Source organism: Cupriavidus sp. 207A1 (assembly GCF_057798955.1).
Window position 1 is genome coordinate 476,004 of the sequence record NZ_JBYOJO010000003.1, and the last position, 19,426, is coordinate 495,429.

The window sequence follows — 19,426 nt, forward strand, 5'->3', positions numbered from 1 at the left end:
TTCGCGCGGCCAGGCGCGTGCAGCTTGCGGGACGCGCCCCGCAAGCTGTGCTCAGACGGGGGACGGCTGCTGCTGTTCCGCCGACACTTCAGCGCGGATCCAGTCAGTGAAGCTGCGGATGCGGCGATCCTCCAGCCGCTCCTTCGGGAACACCACGAAGTAAGAGAATTCGACCGGCAGCCGGATCGATTCGAACAGGCGCACCAGGCGGCCTTCAGCCAGGTCCTGCTCGATCCAGTTCTTCTTCACCAGCGCCACGCCCAGGCCATTGAGCGCGGCGTTGATGACCAGGTGGCTCGGCCAGAACGACGGCCCGCGGCTGGCGTCGACATCGGTCACGCCCGCATGCTCCAGCCACATCGCCCAGTCGGGGTTGCTCACGTCCGTATAGGTGCTGTCGTCGTGCAGCAGCGTATGGTGCTTCAGGTCGGACGGTGTTTCGAGCGGCTGCGGGCCTCGCAGCAGCGCCGGGCTGCACACGGGGATGACTTCGACCGCCATGCACAGCTCGCAGTGCAGGCCGGGGTAGTCGCCGCGGCCATAGCGGATCGCCATGTCGAAATCGTCGCGCTCGAAGTCGATGCGATGGTTCGAGGTGGATACCTTCAGGTCGATGTCCGGGTGCGCCTTCATGAAGCGGTCCATGCGCGGGATCAGCCATTTGACCGCGAACGTGGGCGGCATGTTGACCTTCAGCGCGGGGCGGTCCTTGCTGTGCAGGCGGTGCGTGGCATCGGCGAGCTGCTTGAAGGCCAGCTGCACGCTGGGCAGGTAGGCGGTGCCGGCCGGGGTCAGGACCAGCGCCTTGGCGTCGCGGATAAACAACTGCACGCCCAGGCTTTCTTCCAGTGCCTTGATCTGGTGGCTGACCGCCGACGGTGTGACGAACAGTTCCTCCGCGGCCCGCGTGAAGCTCAGATGCCGGGCAGCCACTTCGAACGCCCTGAGCGGGTTCAGTGGGGGAATCTGTCTCGACATAGCGGTGGTACGCAATCCTATTGACGCCTTGCCGACGTGAGGTGCGGCGGGACCGGCAAGCCGCTGCACGATAGCATTCACGCCGGGGCGGGGGAATAGGGCCTATCCCGATGTAGTGACTTCACTTGGTGCACCACCAACCCTGGGGAGCACCGGTAGACAGGGGTGCCGCCATGCGTCGCGACGGCACTTGGGTCAAACCGACCAGCCCAGGCTCACCACCCCGATTACCAGCCCCAACCCGATCCGATACCACGCAAACACCCGCAGCGAATGCCGCGCCACCAGCCGCACCAGGGCATTGACCACAAAGAGCGCGGAGAGGAACGCGGCGGTGAAGCCGGCGGCAATGGACCAGATGTCCTGCAGGCTGAGCAGGTGGTAGTGCCGCATGGCGTCGTAAGTGGCGGCGCCGAGCATGGTGGGGATGGCCAGGAAGAAGGAAAACTCGGTCGCTGCCTGCCGCGACACGCCCGACAGCATGCCGCCGATGATGGTGGCGCCGGAGCGGGACGTGCCGGGGATCATCGCCACGCACTGCGCGAAGCCGATGCCGATGGCCTGTTTCCAGCCGAAGTCTTCGATGGCGTGGATGCGCGGCACGGCGCTGCGGCGCTCTACCCACAGGATGACCAGCCCGCCCGCGATCAGGGCGGCGGCGACCACGGCCGGATCGAACAGATGGTGCTTGATCGGGCCGATGAGCAGCGCGCCGATGACCGCGGCCGGCAGGAAGGCGACCAGCACCGCGGTGGCGAAGCGCAGCGCGTCGGGATCGCGCCGCACCACGCCTTCGCACAGGTCGGTGATCTTGGCACGGTACAGCCAGCACACGGCCAGGATCGCGCCCAATTGGATCACCACGTCGAACACGCGCGCCTCGTGCGAGGCGAAGTCGATCCAGTCGCCGACCAGGATCAGGTGCCCGGTGCTCGAAATGGGCAGGAATTCCGTCAGGCCCTCGAGCAGGCCGAGAAGGAATGCCTTGCCCAGGTGGATCCAGTCGATCATTTGGCGGCGGCCTCGTGGTTGCTGTGCGGTTCGGAAGGGGCGTGGCGCAGGAGACCGTCAGGCCGCCAGGCTGTGCAGCAGCTGGGGCTCGCGCTGCTCCAGGTAGCGGCGAAACTGTGCGCCGGTTTCATGGTGCTTCAGCGCAAACTCGACGGTCGCCTTGAGGTAGCCCAGCTTGCTGCCGCAGTCATAGCGCGTGCCGTGATAGCGATAGGCCAGCACCTGTTCCTGGCTCAGCAGCGACTGGATCGCGTCGGTCAGCTGGAACTCGCCGCCGGCGCCGGGCTTGAGCGCGCGCAGGTGGTCGAAGATGCGCGGCGTCAGGATGTAGCGGCCGACCACGCCCAGGTTGGACGGCGCCTCTTCCGGCGCGGGCTTCTCGACGATGCCCGAGACCTTGATCACGCCTTCGGCCCACTCGCGGCCCTCGACCACGCCGTAGGAGCGGCTCTGCTCCGGCAGGATCTCTTCGACGCCCAGCACCGAGCAGTTGTAGTGGTCGTACGCATCCACCATCTGCTTCATCACCGGCGGGTGGCCGTCGATCAGGTCGTCGGCCAGCATCACGGCGAACGGGGCGTCGCCCACCAGCTTGGCCGCGCACAGCACCGCGTGGCCCAGGCCCAGTGCTTCGGACTGGCGCACGTAGAAGCATTCGACGTTGGCCGGCTTGATCGAGCGCACCACGTCCAGCAGCGCCTGCTTGTTCTTGGCCTCCAGCTCGACCTCCAGTTCGAAGGCCTTGTCGAAGTGGTCTTCGATGGCGCGCTTGGAACGGCCGGTGACGAAGATCATCTCGGTGATGCCGGCGGCCATGGCTTCTTCCACGGCGTACTGGATCAGCGGCTTGTCCACCACCGGCAGCATTTCCTTGGGGCTGGCCTTGGTGGCCGGCAGGAAGCGGGTGCCCAGGCCTGCGACCGGGAAGACGGCCTTGCTAACGCGACTTGTCATTTCAGTGGTTCCCTTCAAAGGTTCGGCAATGCTCGGAGCGATGGCGGCGAGGCCTGCCTTCATCCGCCGGCAAAGAAAGAGGGTGTAGGCGCAACAGGGAATCAATCGCCTACACCCTTAAGTCGGCACGGGGTGCCACCCGCGATTGTGCTGCGTCGCACCACCCGCGGTACCCCTCAGGCGTTGGGACGGAATTCGTTTCCACTCCGATGGGGGGATCGGAAACTTGGTAAAAACGCCGGCCGCGCCTTGAAGATGTAGTCCCGCGAGCCATAAACTTCGCCGGTCATTTACGGATGACGCAGTGCAGAAAAGAGCGCGCCCAGCGCGCCGGGCACAACCAGTCAACACCGCCAGGTTCAGTTCCGCAGCCGTGCCAACAAGCGGACGGGCACCCCCGGTGCCATGCCGAACCAGCGGGGTCACCGCTGTGCGTTACGACAGGGTGGCGGCGGGCCATGCGGGTCTTCTTGCAAACAAGGGAATCATCGAGAGTGCTAAAGCTTTCAAGCAGCTTGAGGTTTGGCAGGGCCGTCATGTGCCTGGGGATCGTTCCGTTGCTGGCATCGTGCGCGCTGGCGCCGGGCATGCGCTTCGATCCGCAGCGCCCGCTGGATCCGGAGGACCCGCAGTCGGTGCCCAAGGTCACGCAGATCACGCCGGCGCTGGTGCGCACGCTGAAGGCCGCCACGCCGCCCGCGAACGCCGGCGTCGAGGCCTTGTTCGGCGAGCCCGGACCATATACCGTAGGCGTCGGCGACATTCTCTCGATCGTGGTGTGGGACCATCCGGAGCTGGTGTTCCCCACGCAGACCTACTCGATCGGCGCCGCCTACGAGATCCCCAGCTACAGCGGCGCGGCCAACATTCCCGGCTATGTGGTCAGTCCGGCGGGCACCATCCAGTTTCCCTATGCCGGCGTGCTCAAGGTGCTCGGCCAGACCCCGGACCAGATCCGCGGGCAGCTGAGCACCCAGCTCAAGCCGGTGGTGACGATGCCGCAGGTCACGGTGCGCGTGCTGGCGTTTCGCAGCAAGCGTGTCTACCTCGACGGCGAAGTGAAGACGCCGGGCCCGCAGAATATCGACGACGTGCCGATGACGCTGGTCGAGGCGCTCAACCGCGCCGGCGGCATCAACGTGCTGACCGGCGACAACAGCCGCATCCGCATCTCGCGCGAGGGCAAGATCTACTACGTCAGCCTGCCGGCGCTGCTGCAGCAGGGCATCGATCCGGCGCGCATCCTGCTGCGCAACGGCGACATCGTGCGCGTGGAGCAGCGCGAGGACAGCAAGGTCTTCGTGACCGGCGAAGTCGTCAAGCCGACGCCGGTGATGCCGCGCAACGGCCGGCTCACGCTCAGCGAAGCGATCGGTGAGGCCGGCGGCCTGAATCCCAATTCGGCCAACGCCAAGGAACTCTACGTGATCCGCAAGGCCGCCGACGGCGAGGCCGAGGTGTTCCACCTCGACGGCAAGTCGCCGGTCGCCTTCGCCCTGGCCGAGGCCTTCGAGCTGAAGCCGCGCGACGTGGTCTATGTCGATGCCGCGGGCGTGGTGCGCTGGAGCCGCGTGATCAACCAGCTGGTGCCGAGCGGCAACTTCTTCACCTCTACCGCGAACGCAGTCAAATGATCAAGACCGTACTCGTGGTCTGCATCGGCAATATCTGCCGCAGCCCGATGGCACAGGGCCTGCTCGGGCAGGCGCTGCCCGACGGAGAGGTGGTCTCCGCCGGCCTGGGCGCGCTGTCCGGGCACGCGGCGGATCCGCATGCGGTGGACCTGATGAGCCGCCAGGGCGTGGATATTTCCGGGCACCGGGCGCAGCAACTCAATCACGTGCTGATCCGGCGCGCGGACCTGATCCTGGTGATGGACGGCGCGCAGCGGCAGGAGATCCAGCGCCTGCACCCGGCCACCACCGGGCGCGTGTTCCGCCTGGGCGAGCTGGAGAAGTTCGATGTGCCCGATCCCTACCGCCAGCCCCGTGCGGCATTCGAGAGCGCGCTGCAGCTGATCCAGCGCGGCGTGCAGTCCTGGGTGCCGCGCATCCGGGCCCTGGGTTAAACCGATACCGTCCTGCCTGCCATGAACCAGTCCACTTATATTCCCGTCGCGGCGCCGGCCCAGTCGGACGAGATTGCCGTCGTCCGCTACCTGGACGTGCTGGTGGCAAACCGCTGGCTGATCGCGGCCATTGCCTTTGCCATCCTGACGCTAGGGGTTGCCTACGCGTTCCTGGCGCGCCCGGTGTACGAGGCCAATATCCTGGTGCAGGTCGAGGACAGCCAGAACAGTCCCAACGGCCTGCTGGGCGACGTCTCGTCGCTGTTCGACGTCAAGACGCAGGCGACCGCGGAAATCGAGATCCTGCGCTCGCGCATGGTGGTCGGCAAGGCGGTCGACAACCTGCGGCTCTATATCGATGCCAAGCCGAAGTATTTTCCGCTGGTCGGGCCCTGGATCGCCAGCCAGTCGAAGGGGCTGTCCGAACCCGGCCTGTTCGGCATGGGCGGCTATGCCTGGGGCGGGGAATCGATCGAGGTGCCGACCTTCGACGTGCCCGAGGCGCTGCAAGGCGAGAACTTCCTGCTGGTGAGCCTGGGCGATGGCCGCTACCGGCTCGAGCAGAGCAGCCTGGACCAGCCCATCGTCGGCCGCGTCGGCGAAGCGGTCGAGGCCAGCCATGCGGTCGGCGAGATCCGGCTGCTGGTGACGGCGCTGAAGGCCAAGCCGGGCATTGCCTTCAACCTGGTGCGCCAGTCGCGGCTGAAGACGCTGGAGCAGCTGCAGCAGCAGCTGAACATCGCGGAGAAGGGCAAGCAGAGCGGCGTGATCGGGGCCTCGCTGGAAGGCAATGACGCCAGGCTGACGGCGGCGATCCTCAACGAGATCGGCGACGAGTACGTGGCGCAGAACATCAACCGCAAGGCCGCGGAGGCGGAGAAGTCGCTGCTGTTCCTCAACAACCTGCTGCCGCAGCTGAAGGGCGAGCTCGAGCGCGCCGAAGTGAAGTACAACGCCATGCGCAACGAGCGCGGCACCTTCAACCTCAGCGAAGAGGGCAAGGCCTTCCTGCAGGAGAGCGTGACCGCCGAAACCTCGCTGCTGGAACTCAAGCAGAAGCGCGCCGAGCTGGTGACCCGCTTTGCCCCCGGCCATCCGTCGATGCAGGCGGTCGACAAGCAGATTGCCGCGCTGGCCGCCAAGGCGGGGGCGGTCGCCGGCCGGGTCAAGACCCTGCCGAACCTGGAGCAGGACACCGTGCGCCTTATGCGCGACGTGCAGGTCAACAATGACCTCTATGTCGGCATGCTGAACAATATGCAGCAGCTCAAGCTGGTGAAGGCCGGCAAGGTCGGCAGCGTGCGCCTGGTCGACACCTCGCCGGTGCCCGAGGAGCCGGTCAAGCCGAAGAAGGCGCTGGTGATCGTGCTGGCGGCGGTGCTTGGCCTGCTGGCCGGGGCGGTGGTCGCCTTTGTACGCAATGCCCTGTATGGCGGCATCACCGACCCCAAGGACATCGAGGAGCACACCGGACTCAGCGTCTATGCGACCGTGCCCCAGTCCGAACACCAGCTCACCATCAGCAAGGACATCCAGGCGCGCAAGCGCGGCCACTACCTGCTGGCCGACCGCTTCCCCAACGAGCCCTCGGTGGAAAGCCTGCGCAGCCTGCGCACGTCGCTGCAGTTCGCGATGCTGGATGCGCCCAACAACCGCGTGCTGCTGACCGGTGCCACCGCCGGCGTGGGCAAGTCCTTCGTCTCGGTAAACCTGGCCGCGTTGATGGCCTCGGGCGGCAAGCGCGTGCTGCTGGTCGACGCCGACATGCGCAAGGGCTACCTGAACCAGTATTTCGGCAAGGACCGCGAGCCGGGTTTGTCCGACGTGCTGGCCGGCAAGCTGGCGCTGGAAGACGTGATCCACCGCGACGTGGTGCAGGGACTGGACTTCATCGGCACGGGGACGATTCCGCCGAATCCCGCCGAGCTGATGCTGAACGAACGCATGGTCAGGCTGCTCGAGGAGCTCAGCGCGCGCTACGACATGCTGATGGTCGACACCCCGCCGGTGCTGGCCGTCGCCGATGCCGCGATCCTGGCCGAGCGTTGCGGCACGGTGTTCCTGGTCACGCGATTCGGCAAGAGCTCGATCGGCGAGATCTCGGAGTGCGCCAAGCAGCTGGCGCAGGTCAACGTAAGCGTGAAGGGGGTGATCTTCAACGGCCTCGACCCCAACGCCTTCCGCTATGGCTATGGCTCCAAGTACGGGCGCTATCGCTATGCCTACTACGGCTACTCGCAGAGCGAGAAGGCGTAAGCCATGCAAGCCGCGCGACTGGACCGCGACTGGGTGCTGGCCGAGCGCGGGCTGGCCACGGTGGCGAGCCTGGTGCTGAGCCTGCTCTACCTGGTGATCTATTTCTTCGGCCGCGACGCGCTGCCGGAAAAATGGGTCACCGATTCCAACAAGATGCTGGAATTCCTGGTCAGCGGCTCGACCGACCTCGACGATTCGTTCGCCGCCACCGCCAAGGTGTTCTCGGTGTTCGGCGCGGAATATGTGAATGTGGTCACCGCCACCGTCGGCGTGGCCTATCTGGCGATGGCGTCGAGCCGGGTGGCGAGCCTGCGTGACCTGGCCACGCGCTGGCTGTTCGTGCTGCCCTGCATGCTGCTGAACCTGCTGTCGCCGGGCAAGGAAACCGTGGTGATCGCGATGTCGATCGTGCTGGTCATGGGCGGAATGTCGCGCGGCGTGTCGTTCCGCGCGCTGGTGGTCATGACCATGGTGCTGTACGGTTGCTACGCGCTCTTTATCCGCAACTACTACGCGATGATCCTGGTGCTGGCGCTCGGCATCCGCGCAACGGCGCGGCTGAGCCCGGCATGGAAGGCCATCGTGCTGGCCTGCGTGGTGGGCGCGATCCTGGTGGCGCCGTCCGAGATCCTGTATATCCTGCAGTCGCCGCGGGACATCTCGAACAACTATGCGCTGAGCATCGGCAGCGACAACCGCACCATGATCTGGAACCTGTATCCGCCCACATCCGGTGTCAATTTCATCGTCAACTACCTGTACGCGGCGGTCATGTTCGTGTTGCCGGTGATCAGCTTCCGCGCGCCGGTCGACCTGGCCATGATGCTGATGCATGCGGCAATCCTGCGCGTGGCGCTGCGCGGCTTGTCCGGCACGCCGGCGGCGACCGACGCCGAGCGCAAGCGCCGCTGGTTTGCCACGCTGGTCGTTGCGCATATCCTGGTGCAGTTTATCTTCGAGCCTGACCTGGGCAGCTATGTTCGCCATCTCACCTCGGTCAGCCTGTTCCTCATCCCTTTGCTAACTGCCTTGCCGGCCAAACAAGATGAAGCACGTCGTCATATGCGCGGTGCCATACAGTGACAACCTCGGCGATGCGGTGATCGCCGAAACGCTGGGCCACCTGATCCGCCAGGCCGTGCCGGATTGCCGGGTCAGCTACCTGGACATCGCCGGGCGCACCCGGCTGGGAGAAAACTCGCTGAAGAAGGGCCGCCTGATGCGGATCTTCTCGCGGCTGCCGGGCTGGGCCCGGGTGCCGGTGCTGACCGCAGCCATCTGGCTGAAATACCGGCGGCAGTGGCGCACCCGCTGGCAGCAGCAGCTGGCCGATGCCGATATGGTGGTGGTCGGCGGCGGCCAGCTGCTGTGCGACGTGGACCTGAACTTTCCGCTCAAGCTCTACCTGCTGGCCCGGTGCCTCGGCAAGGACGCCAAGGTTGCGCTGGTGTCGGTGGGCGTGGCGGCCGGCTGGTCGCGGCTGGGGCGCTACCTGGTGTCGCGCTTCTTTGCGCTGGCGGCGCCGCAATTCGTCTCGGTGCGCGATGAAAGCTCGCGCCGCAATATCGTCGGCCTTGGCGCGGGCGAGCCGTGCGACGTCGCCATCATTCCCGATCCCGCCATCCTGAGTGCGTCGCTGTATGCGGAGCACGGGCTGGCGAAGCGCTGGGACGTGGGCATCTGCGTCTCGGACGTCGAGTCGCTGCACTACAACGCGGACCTGGTCGCCGTATCGGAGCAGGGCGCGGGGCTGGGCATGTTCGTGGAACTGGTGCACAAGTTGCGGCAGGGCGGGCAGCGCGTGGTGCTGTTCACCAATGGCGCGGAGGAAGACAATCTCGCCGCGGCCACGGTCAGGAGCCGGCTGGGTGCGGAGGTCGCTGACGGCATGGATTACATGCTGCCGAAGTCGCCAGCGGAGCTGGCAGCGATCATCGCGGGCTGCCACAGCATGGTCGGGCACCGGATGCACGCCAACATCATTGCCTTCAGCTTCGGCGTGCCGTCCGTCGGCATTGTCTGGGACACCAAGGTCGCGTCGTTCTTCAAGCTGAGCGGGCGCGGCGATTTCGCGGTGCGGCAGAGCGCCGGCGCCGACGACGTGATCGAACGGCTGGCCTACGCGCGCTCGCTGGGGGCGGCGCAGTTCAAGCGCTCGGCGCGGCTGGGCCGCGACATCAGGCAGGGGCTGGCGCTGCTGTTCGACCAGAAGCTGGCCATGCCGGCCGCGCCGGCGCCGCTCCGGGCGGCGCCTTCGCTCGAGGGGGCGCCATGATGCGCCGCATGCTGCCGGCGCTGGGCGCGGTGTTCGAGCAGGCCGCGTATACGGCGGTGCAGTTCGGCATCAACGTGGCGCTGGCCCGCTCGATGGATGTGGCGGGCTATGGGCTGGTGGCGGTGGTGCTGTCGCTGGTGGTGTTCATCAACATCTTCTATGTTTCGTTCCTGCACGAGCCGGCGCTGATCGAGGGGATCAAGCTGCGCGTGCGCTTCTCGGCCGAGGTCGCGGTGCTGACGGTGTTTCCGGTCGCGGCCGGGTCCATCCTGTACCTGTACGGGCATGGCCTGAGCACCTCGGCCTGTGCGGCGGCGGCGGTGCTGTTCGCCAGCTACACCGCGTACTGGGTGCTCAGGACCGTGGGCGCGAAGACGCGCGGCTATGCCGGGCTGCTGATCTGCCACACGCTGATCGGCGGCGGCGTGGCCATGATCGGCCTGGCCTCCGGCACGCAGCCAGCGCCCGCGGCAATGCTGATGCTCGCGGCCGCGATCCTGTTGCCGACCGTGGTCGCGGCCGCCACGCTGCGCCGCCGCGGCCGCCTCGAATTGATCCCGGGCCGGCCGGAGTCGCCGCGCCAGTGGCTGGGGTTCGGTGCCAGCTCGGCCAGCGCGCAGCTGATGAGCTGGCTGGTCGGGCCGGGCCTGGTGGTGCTGCTAGGCTCGCTGGGACACTTTGCCGACTCGGCCAAGTTCCGCATCCTGCTGACAGTGCTGCTGCCGGCCCAGTATGTCCTGATGGCGCTGGGCTACCACCTGATGCCGAGATTCGCGGCGTCGTTCCGGCAGGACGACACGCGGACGCTGGCCAGGAACGCGGCCGGCTTCGTGCTGGGCGGGGTGATGCTGTCCGGCGCGCTGAGCGTGCTGCTGCTGCTGTTTGGCGACCAGCTCGTGGTCATGCTGTTCGGCGCGGCCTATGGGGATCTCGACGTGCGCTTCTTTTCGCTGTTTCCGATCGTGTTTGCGGTGGTGATGTGCCTGCGTACCTTGCTGAAGTCGTTCGGCATGGCGCGGGCGATCTTCCTGGCAGCGGGCATCGGCCTGCTGGCGGGCATCGCGCTGGGCGCCTGGCGTTATCCGCAGCTCGACTATCTCGTGGCGGCGCAGATCATGCTGGTGTCGTTCCTCGTCATCGCGCTGTTCCAGACCGGTGCGCTCGCCATGGGCGTACTGCGCAGGCATGCCGCCGCGTAGCGCCGCATCGCCGCGCCGTGGGGCGCAGACGCGCGCGCTGGCGCTGGCGGCGCTGATCGCGGTCTCGGGCTGGTGGCCCGCCCGGCCTGCGCATGCCGAGAACGGGCAGGCTTCGGGCCGGATTGCGTCGATGCCGGCCTTTGCCGTGCAGATCGATCCGGCCACGGTGTCGGCGCGCGACTTCGCCGAGATCCGGCGCCTGGGCTTTACCCATGTGCGCTTCGGCGTGCGGCCCGAGGTGGTGCGCGGGCACCTGGCGCCGCAGCGCTACGCGCAGGTCATCGCCCAGGCACGCCAGGCCGGCCTGCAGATGCTGGTTACGCTGTATGGCGGGCGGTATATCTGGGGCGACCAGGGCGAGGACGGTGGCAGCGATGCCAGCGAGGCCAGGTTCGCCGCGTTCGCCAGCCAGTTCATGCAGCGCAACGCGGGGCCGGACCTGTCGTACGAGATCTGGAACGAGCCCGACAACAAGACCTTCCTGCATCCGTCGGTACCCATTTCCCGGCTGATCTCCACCGCCGGCAAGATCTGCGACGCGCTGGCGCAGGCCGGCACGGCGCCGCCCCCCGCCGTTTACCTGTTCGGCCTGGCGCGCATGCCCGGGCCGGCAAATCCGGTGGCGGAACAGTCCTTGTCGCGCCTGCTGACCGATCCGCGCCTGGCCTGCATCAAGGGGCTGAGCGTCCATCCGTACCGCGCCACGCCCGAGACGCTGCTGCGCGACTATCGGCAGCTGGGCGGCCGCATCCGCAATTCGCCGCGTCCGGGCGCGCAGCTGATCGTCAGCGAATGGGGCTATGCCTCGTACCTGCCGGTGCGCAGCGAAGCCACGCAGGCAACGCTGATCGCCAGGCAGGTGCTGGCCGGCGTCATGGCGCAAGCGCCCATGCTCGGCATCTACGCGTGGCGCGACCGCGGCCAGGCGAGATGGGACCGCGAGGCGAACTTCGGTCTGCTCAGAAACGATGGCTCGGAGAAGCCGGTCATCGCCATGCTGCGCGACCTGCTGGGCCTGTTGTCCGGGGCGCAGGACGCGCAATGGCGCCAGCGCCAGGACAGCTTCGTGCTGTCGCTGCGCAAGGACGGCGCGGTGCATCGCATCTATTGGGGGCCGCAAGCCCGGGCGCTGTTGCGCGAGGCGCTGGCGCAGGCGGGGTCGGACGGCTGCAAGGTGAGGGCGCTGGGCACCGCCGCAGGCGCGCGCCCGTGCGCGGCGCTGCAGGACGGCACCGTGCTTGCCGATGCGGAGATGCTGCTGGCCAGTTGGCCCGGCGGCACTGCGCCGCCCTGACCAGCGCCGTCGGTGCGGTGCTAGGCAAGCAGCGCGCGTGAGTAGAAGGACTCGAACTTCCTGGCCTGGGTCACGATGTTGAACTCGGACTTGGCGCGCGTCACCGCTTGCTCGGACATGGTTTGCCACAGCGTGGCATCGCCGACGATGGCTTCGATCGAACTCGCCATCGAAGCGGCGTCGTCCACCGGCACGATAAAGCCGTTGCTGCCGTCGACGATGATGTCCTTGATGCCGTCGACGTCGGTGCCGACCACCGGGATCGCCAGCGCATTGGCTTCCGCCAGCACGTAGCCGAAGCTCTCGTAGTGCGAGGTCAGCACCACCACCGCGGCATGCGCCAGCAGTTCCAGCAGCTCGGAGCGGCTCATCCACGCGATCGCGGTAATGTCCTTGCCCTCGGTCAGCCCGCGTTCCTGCAGCATGGCATCGAGCGTGGCGCGGTCGTTCTCATAATGGCCGTAGCCAACCAGCATGAACTCGATGTCGGGACGGCCCTGGAACAGCTTTGCCACGTCCAGGAACATGGGGATGTTCTTCTGCGGGCTGATCCGCGCCACCATGATCACGCGCTTGACGCCGGCGCCCAGCTGCCGTTCCACCGGTACGGAGCGGGGCTCGACGGCATTCAGGATGGAATGCGCGCGCTCGCGCGGCAGGCCCACCTCATGGATGGCGCGGTCGCGTTCCGACGGCGAGGTTGCCAGCACCGCATCGGTCAGCCGGTGCAGGAAGCGCTCAGCCATCAGGAACACGCGCCGCTTGATGCCGCGCAGCCCCAGGTAATAGTAGGCATGCGGGGTGTAGACCACGCGCACGTTCAGGCCGATGCAGGCCAGCCGTCCCACCAGCCCCGCCTTGGAGCTGTGCAGGTGGACGATCTGCGGCGCCACGCGCTTTACCAGCGCGCGCAGGTTCAGTGCCGCCTTCAGGTCGTTGAGCGGATCGAGCTTGCGCGGAATCGGCAGGTAGCTGACGCCGAAATTGCGGGCATCGGCAACCGCCGACACCGAGCATTGCTTCGGCAGCGCGAAGTGGAAGCTGATGCGCTCGTCGTTGATATGGGAGGCCAGCAGGTGCAGGTAGGTCTCGACACCTCCCAGGCACTCTGTGACATGCAGGACTTTGATCATTGGCTTGCGGTTAGATGGCGTCACGGGAAGCGGATGGCTGTGGCTCAGTAGGCGTTGCTTCCCATCCAGCCGCGGAAGGCGGTCCAGAAAATGATGCGCAGGTCGAGCCAGAACGACCAGTTGCGGATATAGAAGATGTCGTGCTCGACCCGCTTGGCCATCTTGTCCAGGGTGTCGGTCTCGCCGCGGTAGCCGTTGATCTGCGCCCACCCGGTGATGCCCGGCTTGACGCGGTGGCGCAGCATGTAGAAGTCGAGCTGCTCCTTGTACATGTTGTTGTGCGCCATCGCATGCGGGCGCGGGCCTACCACGCTCATCTCGCCCTTCAGCACGTTGATGAACTGCGGCAGCTCGTCCAGGCTGGTGCGGCGCAGGAAGGCGCCGATCGGCGTGATGCGGCTGTCGCCCTTGGTGGCCTGCGTGACCACACCGTGCTCGGCATGCACCTTCATGCTGCGGAACTTGTAGACGTGGATGACGCGCCCGTCCAGGCCCAGCCGTTCCTGCTTGAAGAACACCGGCCCGGGCGAGTCGCGCTTGATCAGCACCGCGATCAGCAGGAACAGCGGCGACAGCGCCACCAGCACCAGCGCGGCGAAGGTGCGGTCGAAGAGGGCCTTGATGGTGCCGCGCACGCCCAGCGAAGGCGGCTTGTTCATCTCCACGGCGGGCATGCCGAGGAAGTTGCCGACGTTGTGGTTGAGCAGGTCGAAGTCGAGCACGCTCGGCATCCACTTGATGTCGATGAAGTCATTGCGCAGCGAGAAGGCGATCTCCTGCATCAGCCGGTGCTCGCTCATCGGCAGCGTCAGCCAGATCTCGGCAATGCCGTGCTCGCGCGCGAACGCGGCGATGTCGGCGCTGTCGTTGATGCGGCGGCGTCCTTCCGGCGTGGGCTCGCCTTCGGCGGCGTAGATGCCGCTGATCTTGTAGCCGGTGGTGTGGCTGGCGGTGGCGCGGCGGTACATCTCCTGGCCGGTGCGGCCGAAGCCGACGATGACGACGCGCTTGTTGTTGGCGCCGGCAACGCGCAGCAGGTTGAGCACGGCCCGGCTGACCACGCGCAGCGCCACCAGTGCCGCCAGCGCGAACAGGTACCAGTACACCATCCACAGGCGCGACAGCGAGTCGGTCTGGTGCAGCAGGTAGGTCAGCAGCAGGCTCACCAGCCAGACCAGGCTCCACGCGGACAGCAGCCGCGCGGCGAGCGAAAACAGGCTGCGTCCGCGCCACGACGTGTACACGTCGAAGCCTGGCAGCACGATGAAGGCAATGGCACAGGCAAAGTACTGGATGAACTGGTGGATTGGGGCCTGCGCGGTGTCGAACCGCACTTCACTGGCCAGGATTGCCGCCACCCAGATGGCGCCGGCGTCGAGCAGGCGAGCCATCAGCGCGAGCTGATCGTGGTGCCTGGCAAACATATCGCGATAGATACCCAATTGCTTCTCCCAGAAGCGTTGAGTAATGGGCGCTCATGCGAGTGCCCACGCCCTTGTTGTCTCCTCCGAACTCCCGGTCCGCGCGAAGTGGCGGCCAGGCTCGTCGCATGGCATGCATCTGACCGTGCATGCTCATGGCGTGATCAAGCAGAGTCGTGCGGGACTGCCTTGCGGCAGCGGTTCCATGGTGTGGCGGCGGTCAGCGCATGACCTGCCACGGGCCGCATCGGTGAGGGCCGTCCATGCAACTGCAACGCTCTCGTTCTGCCGGTGCGCTGAAGGCCCCGGCGTGCTCCGTGTTTTCAGGAGCGAATAGTGCGATGCGGCCAAAAGCGTCGGTACCCTTCATCGGAAGGGAAACTCCGGACGCGTGTGAAGCGGCCTCGCGCCGGTGCCTGCAGCGCAAATCGTGGCGGATGTAATCGACTTTCGCGCGTTTTTTCGCGCGCGAAAATGCCGCCATTCGCGCTTGCGCGTTACCCCGCGCAAGGAGGGAAACGACAGGGCAGCGCACCCCTCGCTGCGGGGGTGAGAATAAAAAGCGATGACGAGCGGGTCCGGAACCGCCGCCCTGGTGCGAGGCACCGGCACGGCGGATGCGGTGCAGCGTCCGGGCATCCTTCACTCCACCGCGGTAGAGGAATGAGAAAGAACACAGAGCCACTGACGGTCTTCACGCGCGAACAGCTGGATTCGTATTTCGCGTCGTACGTAGGGATGGAAGGCGGCAATCCAGGCGCTGCGGTCTGGTTCTGCGACAGCTCTCCGCTGCCCGGCGTGGCGCCGCTGGCGGGCCCGCTGGTTCCGCATGCGCGGCCCACCGCCTGGGATGCCGCCTACCGCTACAAGTACCGGCACCACATGGAGCGCTGGCAATCGCACCAGAGGATCGCGCGCATCATGGCCGCCGCGCGCGCCAGGGTGTTCAAGACCACCATGGGCGAGCAGGACTGGAAGCATTACTTCGACCATCACCTGTACGGCCCGCAGGGCGCCGAGTTCAAGCTCAGCCTGTTTCCGCTGCCGGCGCGGGTGACCGAAGAGATCCCGTGGTCGAAGGCGTTCCGCGGCCAGCCGGAACTGTTTCCGCGGCAGCGCTATCTCGACCTGTGCCGCGCAGGCCGGCGCTTTGCCTTTATCGACGGAATTCGCCGGTTGTGGAAGCCGAAGGTGGTGATATGCCTGGGCGAGCGCCATGCCGACGACTTCGCGCAGGCCTTCGGCCTGGCGCAGGCGCACGCCACCGACCACGTGCTGCAGCCCGCCGACCAGCCCAAGACGCTGCGCGTGCTGGAACGCGACGGCACCACGTGGCTGATCTGTCCGCCGCTGGCCGGAGCCGGGGGAATGATGTCCGACGTGCTGCTCGACGCGATGGGGCAGTACCTGTCGCGCTGGCTGCGCCCGGACGATTTCTCCGGACACGTCATCGGCATGGCGCAGGAGCCGGTGAGCCAGCCATGAACCCTCGCCAGCGAGCGTCATGGACGCCCTCACCATGTTTCGTCGTAGCGATGTATTGATCTCAGGAGAGCAGCGTGCAAACTAAAACCCGGAACATCTTCATGCTTGGCATCATGGCAGGCGCGGCGGCAACGCTCGTGGCTTGCGGCGGCGGCGACGATTCGCCAGCGCCTTCCCAGCCGTCCCAGCCCTCTGCCACGGTAAGCGGCAAGGCGGTGGACTTCTACCTGTCGGGCTCGACCGTGACCTTCCTCGATTGCGAGAACAAGACCGCGGTCACCAATGCCACCGGCGACTTCACCTTCCCGGCAGGCTGCACCAAGAGCGCGCTGAAGCTGACCGGCGGCACCGATGTCGGCACCAACCTGCCGTTCGCCGGCGTGCTGCAGGCCCCGGCGATCGATTACCGGGAGGGCGTGACCCAGGTGGTCTCGCCGCTGACCACGCTGGCGGTGCAGCTGGGCGCAGGCCAGGTCGCGCCGCTGGCGACGGGACTGGGCCTGGCAGGCAAGGACCTGGCCACGCTTGACCCGATGCAGGATGCGCAGGCGCTGCGCGCGGCGGTCGTGGTGCAGCAACTGGTCGACCACGTCTCCAAGACCCTGACGGGCCTGGGCGCGGGCGGCACGCTGACGCCGGCGGATTCGGCCGCGGCGGCGTCGAAGGCAGTTGCCACTGCGGTGGCGAGCGCGCAGGGCACGGCGGACCTGAGCAGCGGTGCGCTGGTGGCGGGCGTGGTGTCCAGCGCCGTGCAGAACGCGCAAGCGGGGCTGCCCACCAGCCTGCAGTCGAACATCGGCGCCGTGGCCACCAATGTGGCCGCACTGGCCGCGCCGGTGATCGCCAGCGAAGTGGATAGCGTCAGCACCGCGCTGGAAGCGATCGACGTCAGCAGCAGCCCCACCGAAACGCTGTCGGCCCTGATCGAGGGCGGTTCGATCAACATCGTCACGCAGAGCGCCCAGACGGCCACGACCACGGCGCTGGTGCAGGCGGTGCCGGCTGGCGCACTGGCCAACGCGGCAAACGCGGCGGGGCTGGCACAGCTCGGCGACGCGGTATCGAGCGGCAGTGCCGCACAGATCCAGCAGGTCGCCGCGAATCTCGGCGGCGTGGTCGACGCCGGCGCCATCAACAGCGTGGCCGATGCGGTCCGGCTGAAGAACTCGCTGGTGCTGTCGAACCTGACCATCAACGGTGTGACGCAGCCGATCACCGACACCATCACCGCCACCGGCGGCTCGCTTAATGCGATCCAGGTCGGCGTGGCGCAGAATGGCGACGCCTTCAACGGCGGGCCGACGCAGGTGCGCGCCGGGCTGAGCTACACCTACAACGGCAACCAGGTCGATGTCATCATCGAGAACGTGACGCTGACCTTCAACGGCTCGCAACTGGTCGACGCAGTGGTGCCGGCCAACACCGCGTATTCGTTCCGTGTCAGCGGCAACCTGTCGGTCGCCGCAAGCCTGACCAACACCGCTGCCGACAGCCTGTTCTCCAGCGCCAACGGCGGCTCGCTCAACCTGCCGTTCACCACCTTCCTCGGCAAGCTGCGCTCTTCCGGCGCGCTCAGCCAGGCGCAGGTCGACGCGCTCACCCCCAGGGCGACCAGCACCTTCCCGGTGACCTTCGCCACCACCACCGGCCGCCCCGGCCGGGACGTGCGCGTGGGCATGCTGGTCAACAACGACGTCGCCTTCGCCAAGACGGCGCTGGTCAAGACCGACGCCGAGATGGTGGTCGGCGACGGCCTCAAGACCACGGTCACGCTCAACCCGTGACCGGCGCGTAGCGCCGCAGCAAAGGCCTTCCGCCCGCACGGGGAAGGCCAGGCTCCCGGTCATCCGGACGCGCGGTGCGTGTGGCATGCGTCGCGCCCACGATGACCGGGTCATGTTGTGTCTGCGCCGGCCGCTTCCGCGGAACGCGCCGCGCATGAGGCTCGCCCAGTGGCCTCGGAGTTTCCTATGCAGCTGCTTCGAAAGCGCCGGCTGGACCAGGCCTGCGCCCTGATGCTGGGGCTGGGTGCCGTCGGTACCGCCAGCGCCGCCCCGGATGATGTGTTCATGCAAGCCGAGCCAGCCACCGGCGAGTTCAGCTCGGTGCGGGTGGAGGCCAGCTACGACATGGTCAACCGCAGCGTGGATGTGTTCAACCTGCGCGGGCGCCAGGGCCCGGTGTCGGACAACGCGGGCGACTACCGCGGCGGCAAGCTGATGCTGGGCTACAAGTTCTCGCCGCACTGGTCGGGATCGGCCACCTACTGGCGCCGCGGCATCGAGTACGGGCAGGACCGCAACCACATCGATACCTGGATGGTGGCGATGCACTATGACCCGCTGGCCGAGGCCGGCGCGCGCGATCGCATCATGCTGCGTTTCTCGCTGTGGGGCGACCACGCCGGCAGCCTGAACCGCTCGTCGCCGGTGATGGTGCGCAACACCACGTTCAACAGCCTCACCGTGAACAACGCCAATGATGTCCAGGCCCAGGCCGACGTGATCTTCTCCGGCGAGCTGAGCGAGCGCAACCAGCTCACCGGCTTTGTCGGGCTCGGCATCAGCCGCGTCACGGTCGGCAGCCTCAATACCCGGCTGCAGCGCGGCAACTGCAATTTCAATGTTGCCATCGGCTCGGACAATCTCGCCAATGGCCAGCTGGCGGCGCCCTGCAACGTGGGCAACGTCACGCTGCAGTCGGCCTCGTTCTCCGTCAACGCCAGCCAGTTCGGGCTGGATTTCAACGACGATTTCAACTACACCGCCGGCTACCTGAACCTGGGCGCATCCTGGCGCTGGAAATACGACCGCTTCGCGGCGCGCCTGGGCTACCAGTTCCAGTACCTGCTGCGCAGCAATGTCGACAGCCGCGCCGAGACCTATGGCAACGCGCCGATCAAGTCCAACCATACGCTGGGGCTTGAACTGTCGTACGGGGTGGCCAAGAACGTGGAGGTGTTCCTGCGCGGGCAGGCCTCCCTGTACAACTTCGTCGGCACCATCCCGTTCCTCTACAACGCGACCACTGCCGGCAAGCTGGACCGCTACTACGGTTACGGCTCGATCGGCATCCGGTTTTCCGGGTTCTGACCCGCACCCGGGCGGCACCGCCCGGTTCCGTTAATCCGTCAGCTGTTTTTTATCCCCTCCGTCGAGGGGATGGAAAATCGCACCCAAAATATATTGCGCCGCAGCAGATCGCTTATTTCAGACCTTAGAAGATTGAAATTCCTATATCCAGGGTCATTGGATAAAATCATCTCAATCGAGAAAGGGCCATAGAGTCCAATATCAGTCGAGCCGGCACCGGCATGGTGCGTTTGGTGAGCGGCGGGTGGTTTATCCGGTGC

The 19,426-nt window shown here is 66.7% G+C and carries 15 protein-coding genes; 10 read left to right on the forward strand and 5 right to left on the reverse strand.

The features are described 5' to 3' along the window. Positions 1-51: 51 nt before the first annotated feature. The 3 genes from AC3FMM_RS07840 to galU all read right to left on the reverse strand — a co-directional run bounded on the left by AC3FMM_RS07840 (position 52) and on the right by galU (position 2,943). Entirely contained in the window at positions 52-978 is a 927-nt protein-coding gene (locus AC3FMM_RS07840) for a transcriptional regulator GcvA (RefSeq protein ID WP_115709621.1), read from the reverse strand. Positions 979-1,173: 195 nt separating this feature from the next. Then, a complete protein-coding gene (locus AC3FMM_RS07845; RefSeq protein WP_473704370.1) occupies positions 1,174-1,989 on the reverse strand; it encodes an undecaprenyl-diphosphate phosphatase in 816 nt (271 codons plus the stop codon). Between the two features lie 57 nt (positions 1,990-2,046). Further along, positions 2,047-2,943: a UTP--glucose-1-phosphate uridylyltransferase GalU gene (galU, locus tag AC3FMM_RS07850; protein WP_115703274.1), complete on the reverse strand. Its 897-nt coding sequence runs from the start codon at positions 2,941-2,943 to the stop codon at positions 2,047-2,049. Positions 2,944-3,437: 494 nt separating this feature from the next. Between galU and AC3FMM_RS07855 the strand changes: the two genes are divergently transcribed. From AC3FMM_RS07855 to AC3FMM_RS07885, 7 genes are read left to right on the forward strand one after another with little or no spacing between them, the layout of a single operon-like run. Further along, complete coding sequence (locus AC3FMM_RS07855; protein ID WP_018005665.1) at positions 3,438-4,577, forward strand: polysaccharide biosynthesis/export family protein; 1,140 nt, start codon at positions 3,438-3,440, stop codon at positions 4,575-4,577. Next, the gene (locus tag AC3FMM_RS07860) at positions 4,574-5,011 is read left to right on the forward strand and encodes a low molecular weight protein-tyrosine-phosphatase (protein WP_115709615.1); all 438 of its coding nucleotides are present in this window, start codon (positions 4,574-4,576) and stop codon (positions 5,009-5,011) included. The genes AC3FMM_RS07855 and AC3FMM_RS07860 overlap by 4 nt, the downstream gene beginning before the upstream one ends. Before the next feature lie 21 nt (positions 5,012-5,032). Continuing rightward, entirely contained in the window at positions 5,033-7,267 is a 2,235-nt protein-coding gene (locus AC3FMM_RS07865; protein ID WP_115709613.1) for a polysaccharide biosynthesis tyrosine autokinase, read from the forward strand. 3 nt (positions 7,268-7,270) lie between these two features. After that, a complete protein-coding gene (locus tag AC3FMM_RS07870; RefSeq protein WP_115680322.1) occupies positions 7,271-8,350 on the forward strand; it encodes a hypothetical protein in 1,080 nt (359 codons plus the stop codon). Continuing rightward, complete coding sequence (locus AC3FMM_RS07875; protein WP_116312628.1) at positions 8,313-9,542, forward strand: polysaccharide pyruvyl transferase family protein; 1,230 nt, start codon at positions 8,313-8,315, stop codon at positions 9,540-9,542. Before AC3FMM_RS07870 ends, AC3FMM_RS07875 begins: the two co-directional genes overlap by 38 nt. Continuing rightward, positions 9,539-10,741, forward strand: a complete 1,203-nt coding sequence (locus AC3FMM_RS07880) for a lipopolysaccharide biosynthesis protein (RefSeq protein ID WP_115680320.1) — start codon at positions 9,539-9,541, stop codon at positions 10,739-10,741. The genes AC3FMM_RS07875 and AC3FMM_RS07880 overlap by 4 nt, the downstream gene beginning before the upstream one ends. Further along, positions 10,728-12,035: a hypothetical protein gene (locus AC3FMM_RS07885; RefSeq protein ID WP_488686385.1), complete on the forward strand. Its 1,308-nt coding sequence runs from the start codon at positions 10,728-10,730 to the stop codon at positions 12,033-12,035. Before AC3FMM_RS07880 ends, AC3FMM_RS07885 begins: the two co-directional genes overlap by 14 nt. Before the next feature lie 20 nt (positions 12,036-12,055). On the opposite strand, the gene AC3FMM_RS07890 is transcribed toward AC3FMM_RS07885, so the two are convergent. Together AC3FMM_RS07890 and AC3FMM_RS07895 are read right to left on the reverse strand one after the other, a co-directional pair. Next, positions 12,056-13,168, reverse strand: a complete 1,113-nt coding sequence (locus tag AC3FMM_RS07890) for a glycosyltransferase (protein ID WP_116312626.1) — start codon at positions 13,166-13,168, stop codon at positions 12,056-12,058. A 44-nt stretch (positions 13,169-13,212) separates the two neighbouring features. Beyond that, the gene (locus tag AC3FMM_RS07895) at positions 13,213-14,592 is read right to left on the reverse strand and encodes an undecaprenyl-phosphate glucose phosphotransferase (protein WP_115680317.1); all 1,380 of its coding nucleotides are present in this window, start codon (positions 14,590-14,592) and stop codon (positions 13,213-13,215) included. 660 nt (positions 14,593-15,252) lie between these two features. Here AC3FMM_RS07895 and AC3FMM_RS07900 point away from each other — a divergent pair. The 3 genes from AC3FMM_RS07900 to AC3FMM_RS07910 all read left to right on the forward strand — a co-directional run bounded on the left by AC3FMM_RS07900 (position 15,253) and on the right by AC3FMM_RS07910 (position 19,166). Next, positions 15,253-16,074, forward strand: a complete 822-nt coding sequence (locus AC3FMM_RS07900) for a transcriptional regulator (protein ID WP_115680316.1) — start codon at positions 15,253-15,255, stop codon at positions 16,072-16,074. Between the two features lie 74 nt (positions 16,075-16,148). After that, positions 16,149-17,858 carry a hypothetical protein gene (locus tag AC3FMM_RS07905; RefSeq protein ID WP_488686386.1) on the forward strand — a complete coding sequence of 570 codons (1,710 nt, stop codon included), beginning with the start codon at positions 16,149-16,151 and terminating at the stop codon, positions 17,856-17,858. Positions 17,859-18,044: 186 nt separating this feature from the next. After that, a complete protein-coding gene (locus AC3FMM_RS07910; RefSeq protein WP_116312624.1) occupies positions 18,045-19,166 on the forward strand; it encodes a hypothetical protein in 1,122 nt (373 codons plus the stop codon). The last annotated feature ends 260 nt before the right edge of the window (positions 19,167-19,426 follow it).

Coding starts and splice junctions, on each gene's coding strand:
- AC3FMM_RS07840 (WP_115709621.1), bottom strand. CDS start 978: ATGTCGAGACAGATTCCCCCACTGAACCCGCTCAGGGCGTTCGAAGTG.
- AC3FMM_RS07845 (WP_473704370.1), bottom strand. CDS start 1,989: ATGATCGACTGGATCCACCTGGGCAAGGCATTCCTTCTCGGCCTGCTC.
- galU (WP_115703274.1), bottom strand. CDS start 2,943: ATGACAAGTCGCGTTAGCAAGGCCGTCTTCCCGGTCGCAGGCCTGGGC.
- AC3FMM_RS07860 (WP_115709615.1), top strand. CDS start 4,574: ATGATCAAGACCGTACTCGTGGTCTGCATCGGCAATATCTGCCGCAGC.
- AC3FMM_RS07865 (WP_115709613.1), top strand. CDS start 5,033: ATGAACCAGTCCACTTATATTCCCGTCGCGGCGCCGGCCCAGTCGGAC.
- AC3FMM_RS07870 (WP_115680322.1), top strand. CDS start 7,271: ATGCAAGCCGCGCGACTGGACCGCGACTGGGTGCTGGCCGAGCGCGGG.
- AC3FMM_RS07875 (WP_116312628.1), top strand. CDS start 8,313: ATGAAGCACGTCGTCATATGCGCGGTGCCATACAGTGACAACCTCGGC.
- AC3FMM_RS07880 (WP_115680320.1), top strand. CDS start 9,539: ATGATGCGCCGCATGCTGCCGGCGCTGGGCGCGGTGTTCGAGCAGGCC.
- AC3FMM_RS07885 (WP_488686385.1), top strand. CDS start 10,728: ATGCCGCCGCGTAGCGCCGCATCGCCGCGCCGTGGGGCGCAGACGCGC.
- AC3FMM_RS07890 (WP_116312626.1), bottom strand. CDS start 13,168: ATGATCAAAGTCCTGCATGTCACAGAGTGCCTGGGAGGTGTCGAGACC.
- AC3FMM_RS07895 (WP_115680317.1), bottom strand. CDS start 14,592: ATGTTTGCCAGGCACCACGATCAGCTCGCGCTGATGGCTCGCCTGCTC.
- AC3FMM_RS07900 (WP_115680316.1), top strand. CDS start 15,253: ATGAGAAAGAACACAGAGCCACTGACGGTCTTCACGCGCGAACAGCTG.
- AC3FMM_RS07910 (WP_116312624.1), top strand. CDS start 18,045: ATGCAGCTGCTTCGAAAGCGCCGGCTGGACCAGGCCTGCGCCCTGATG.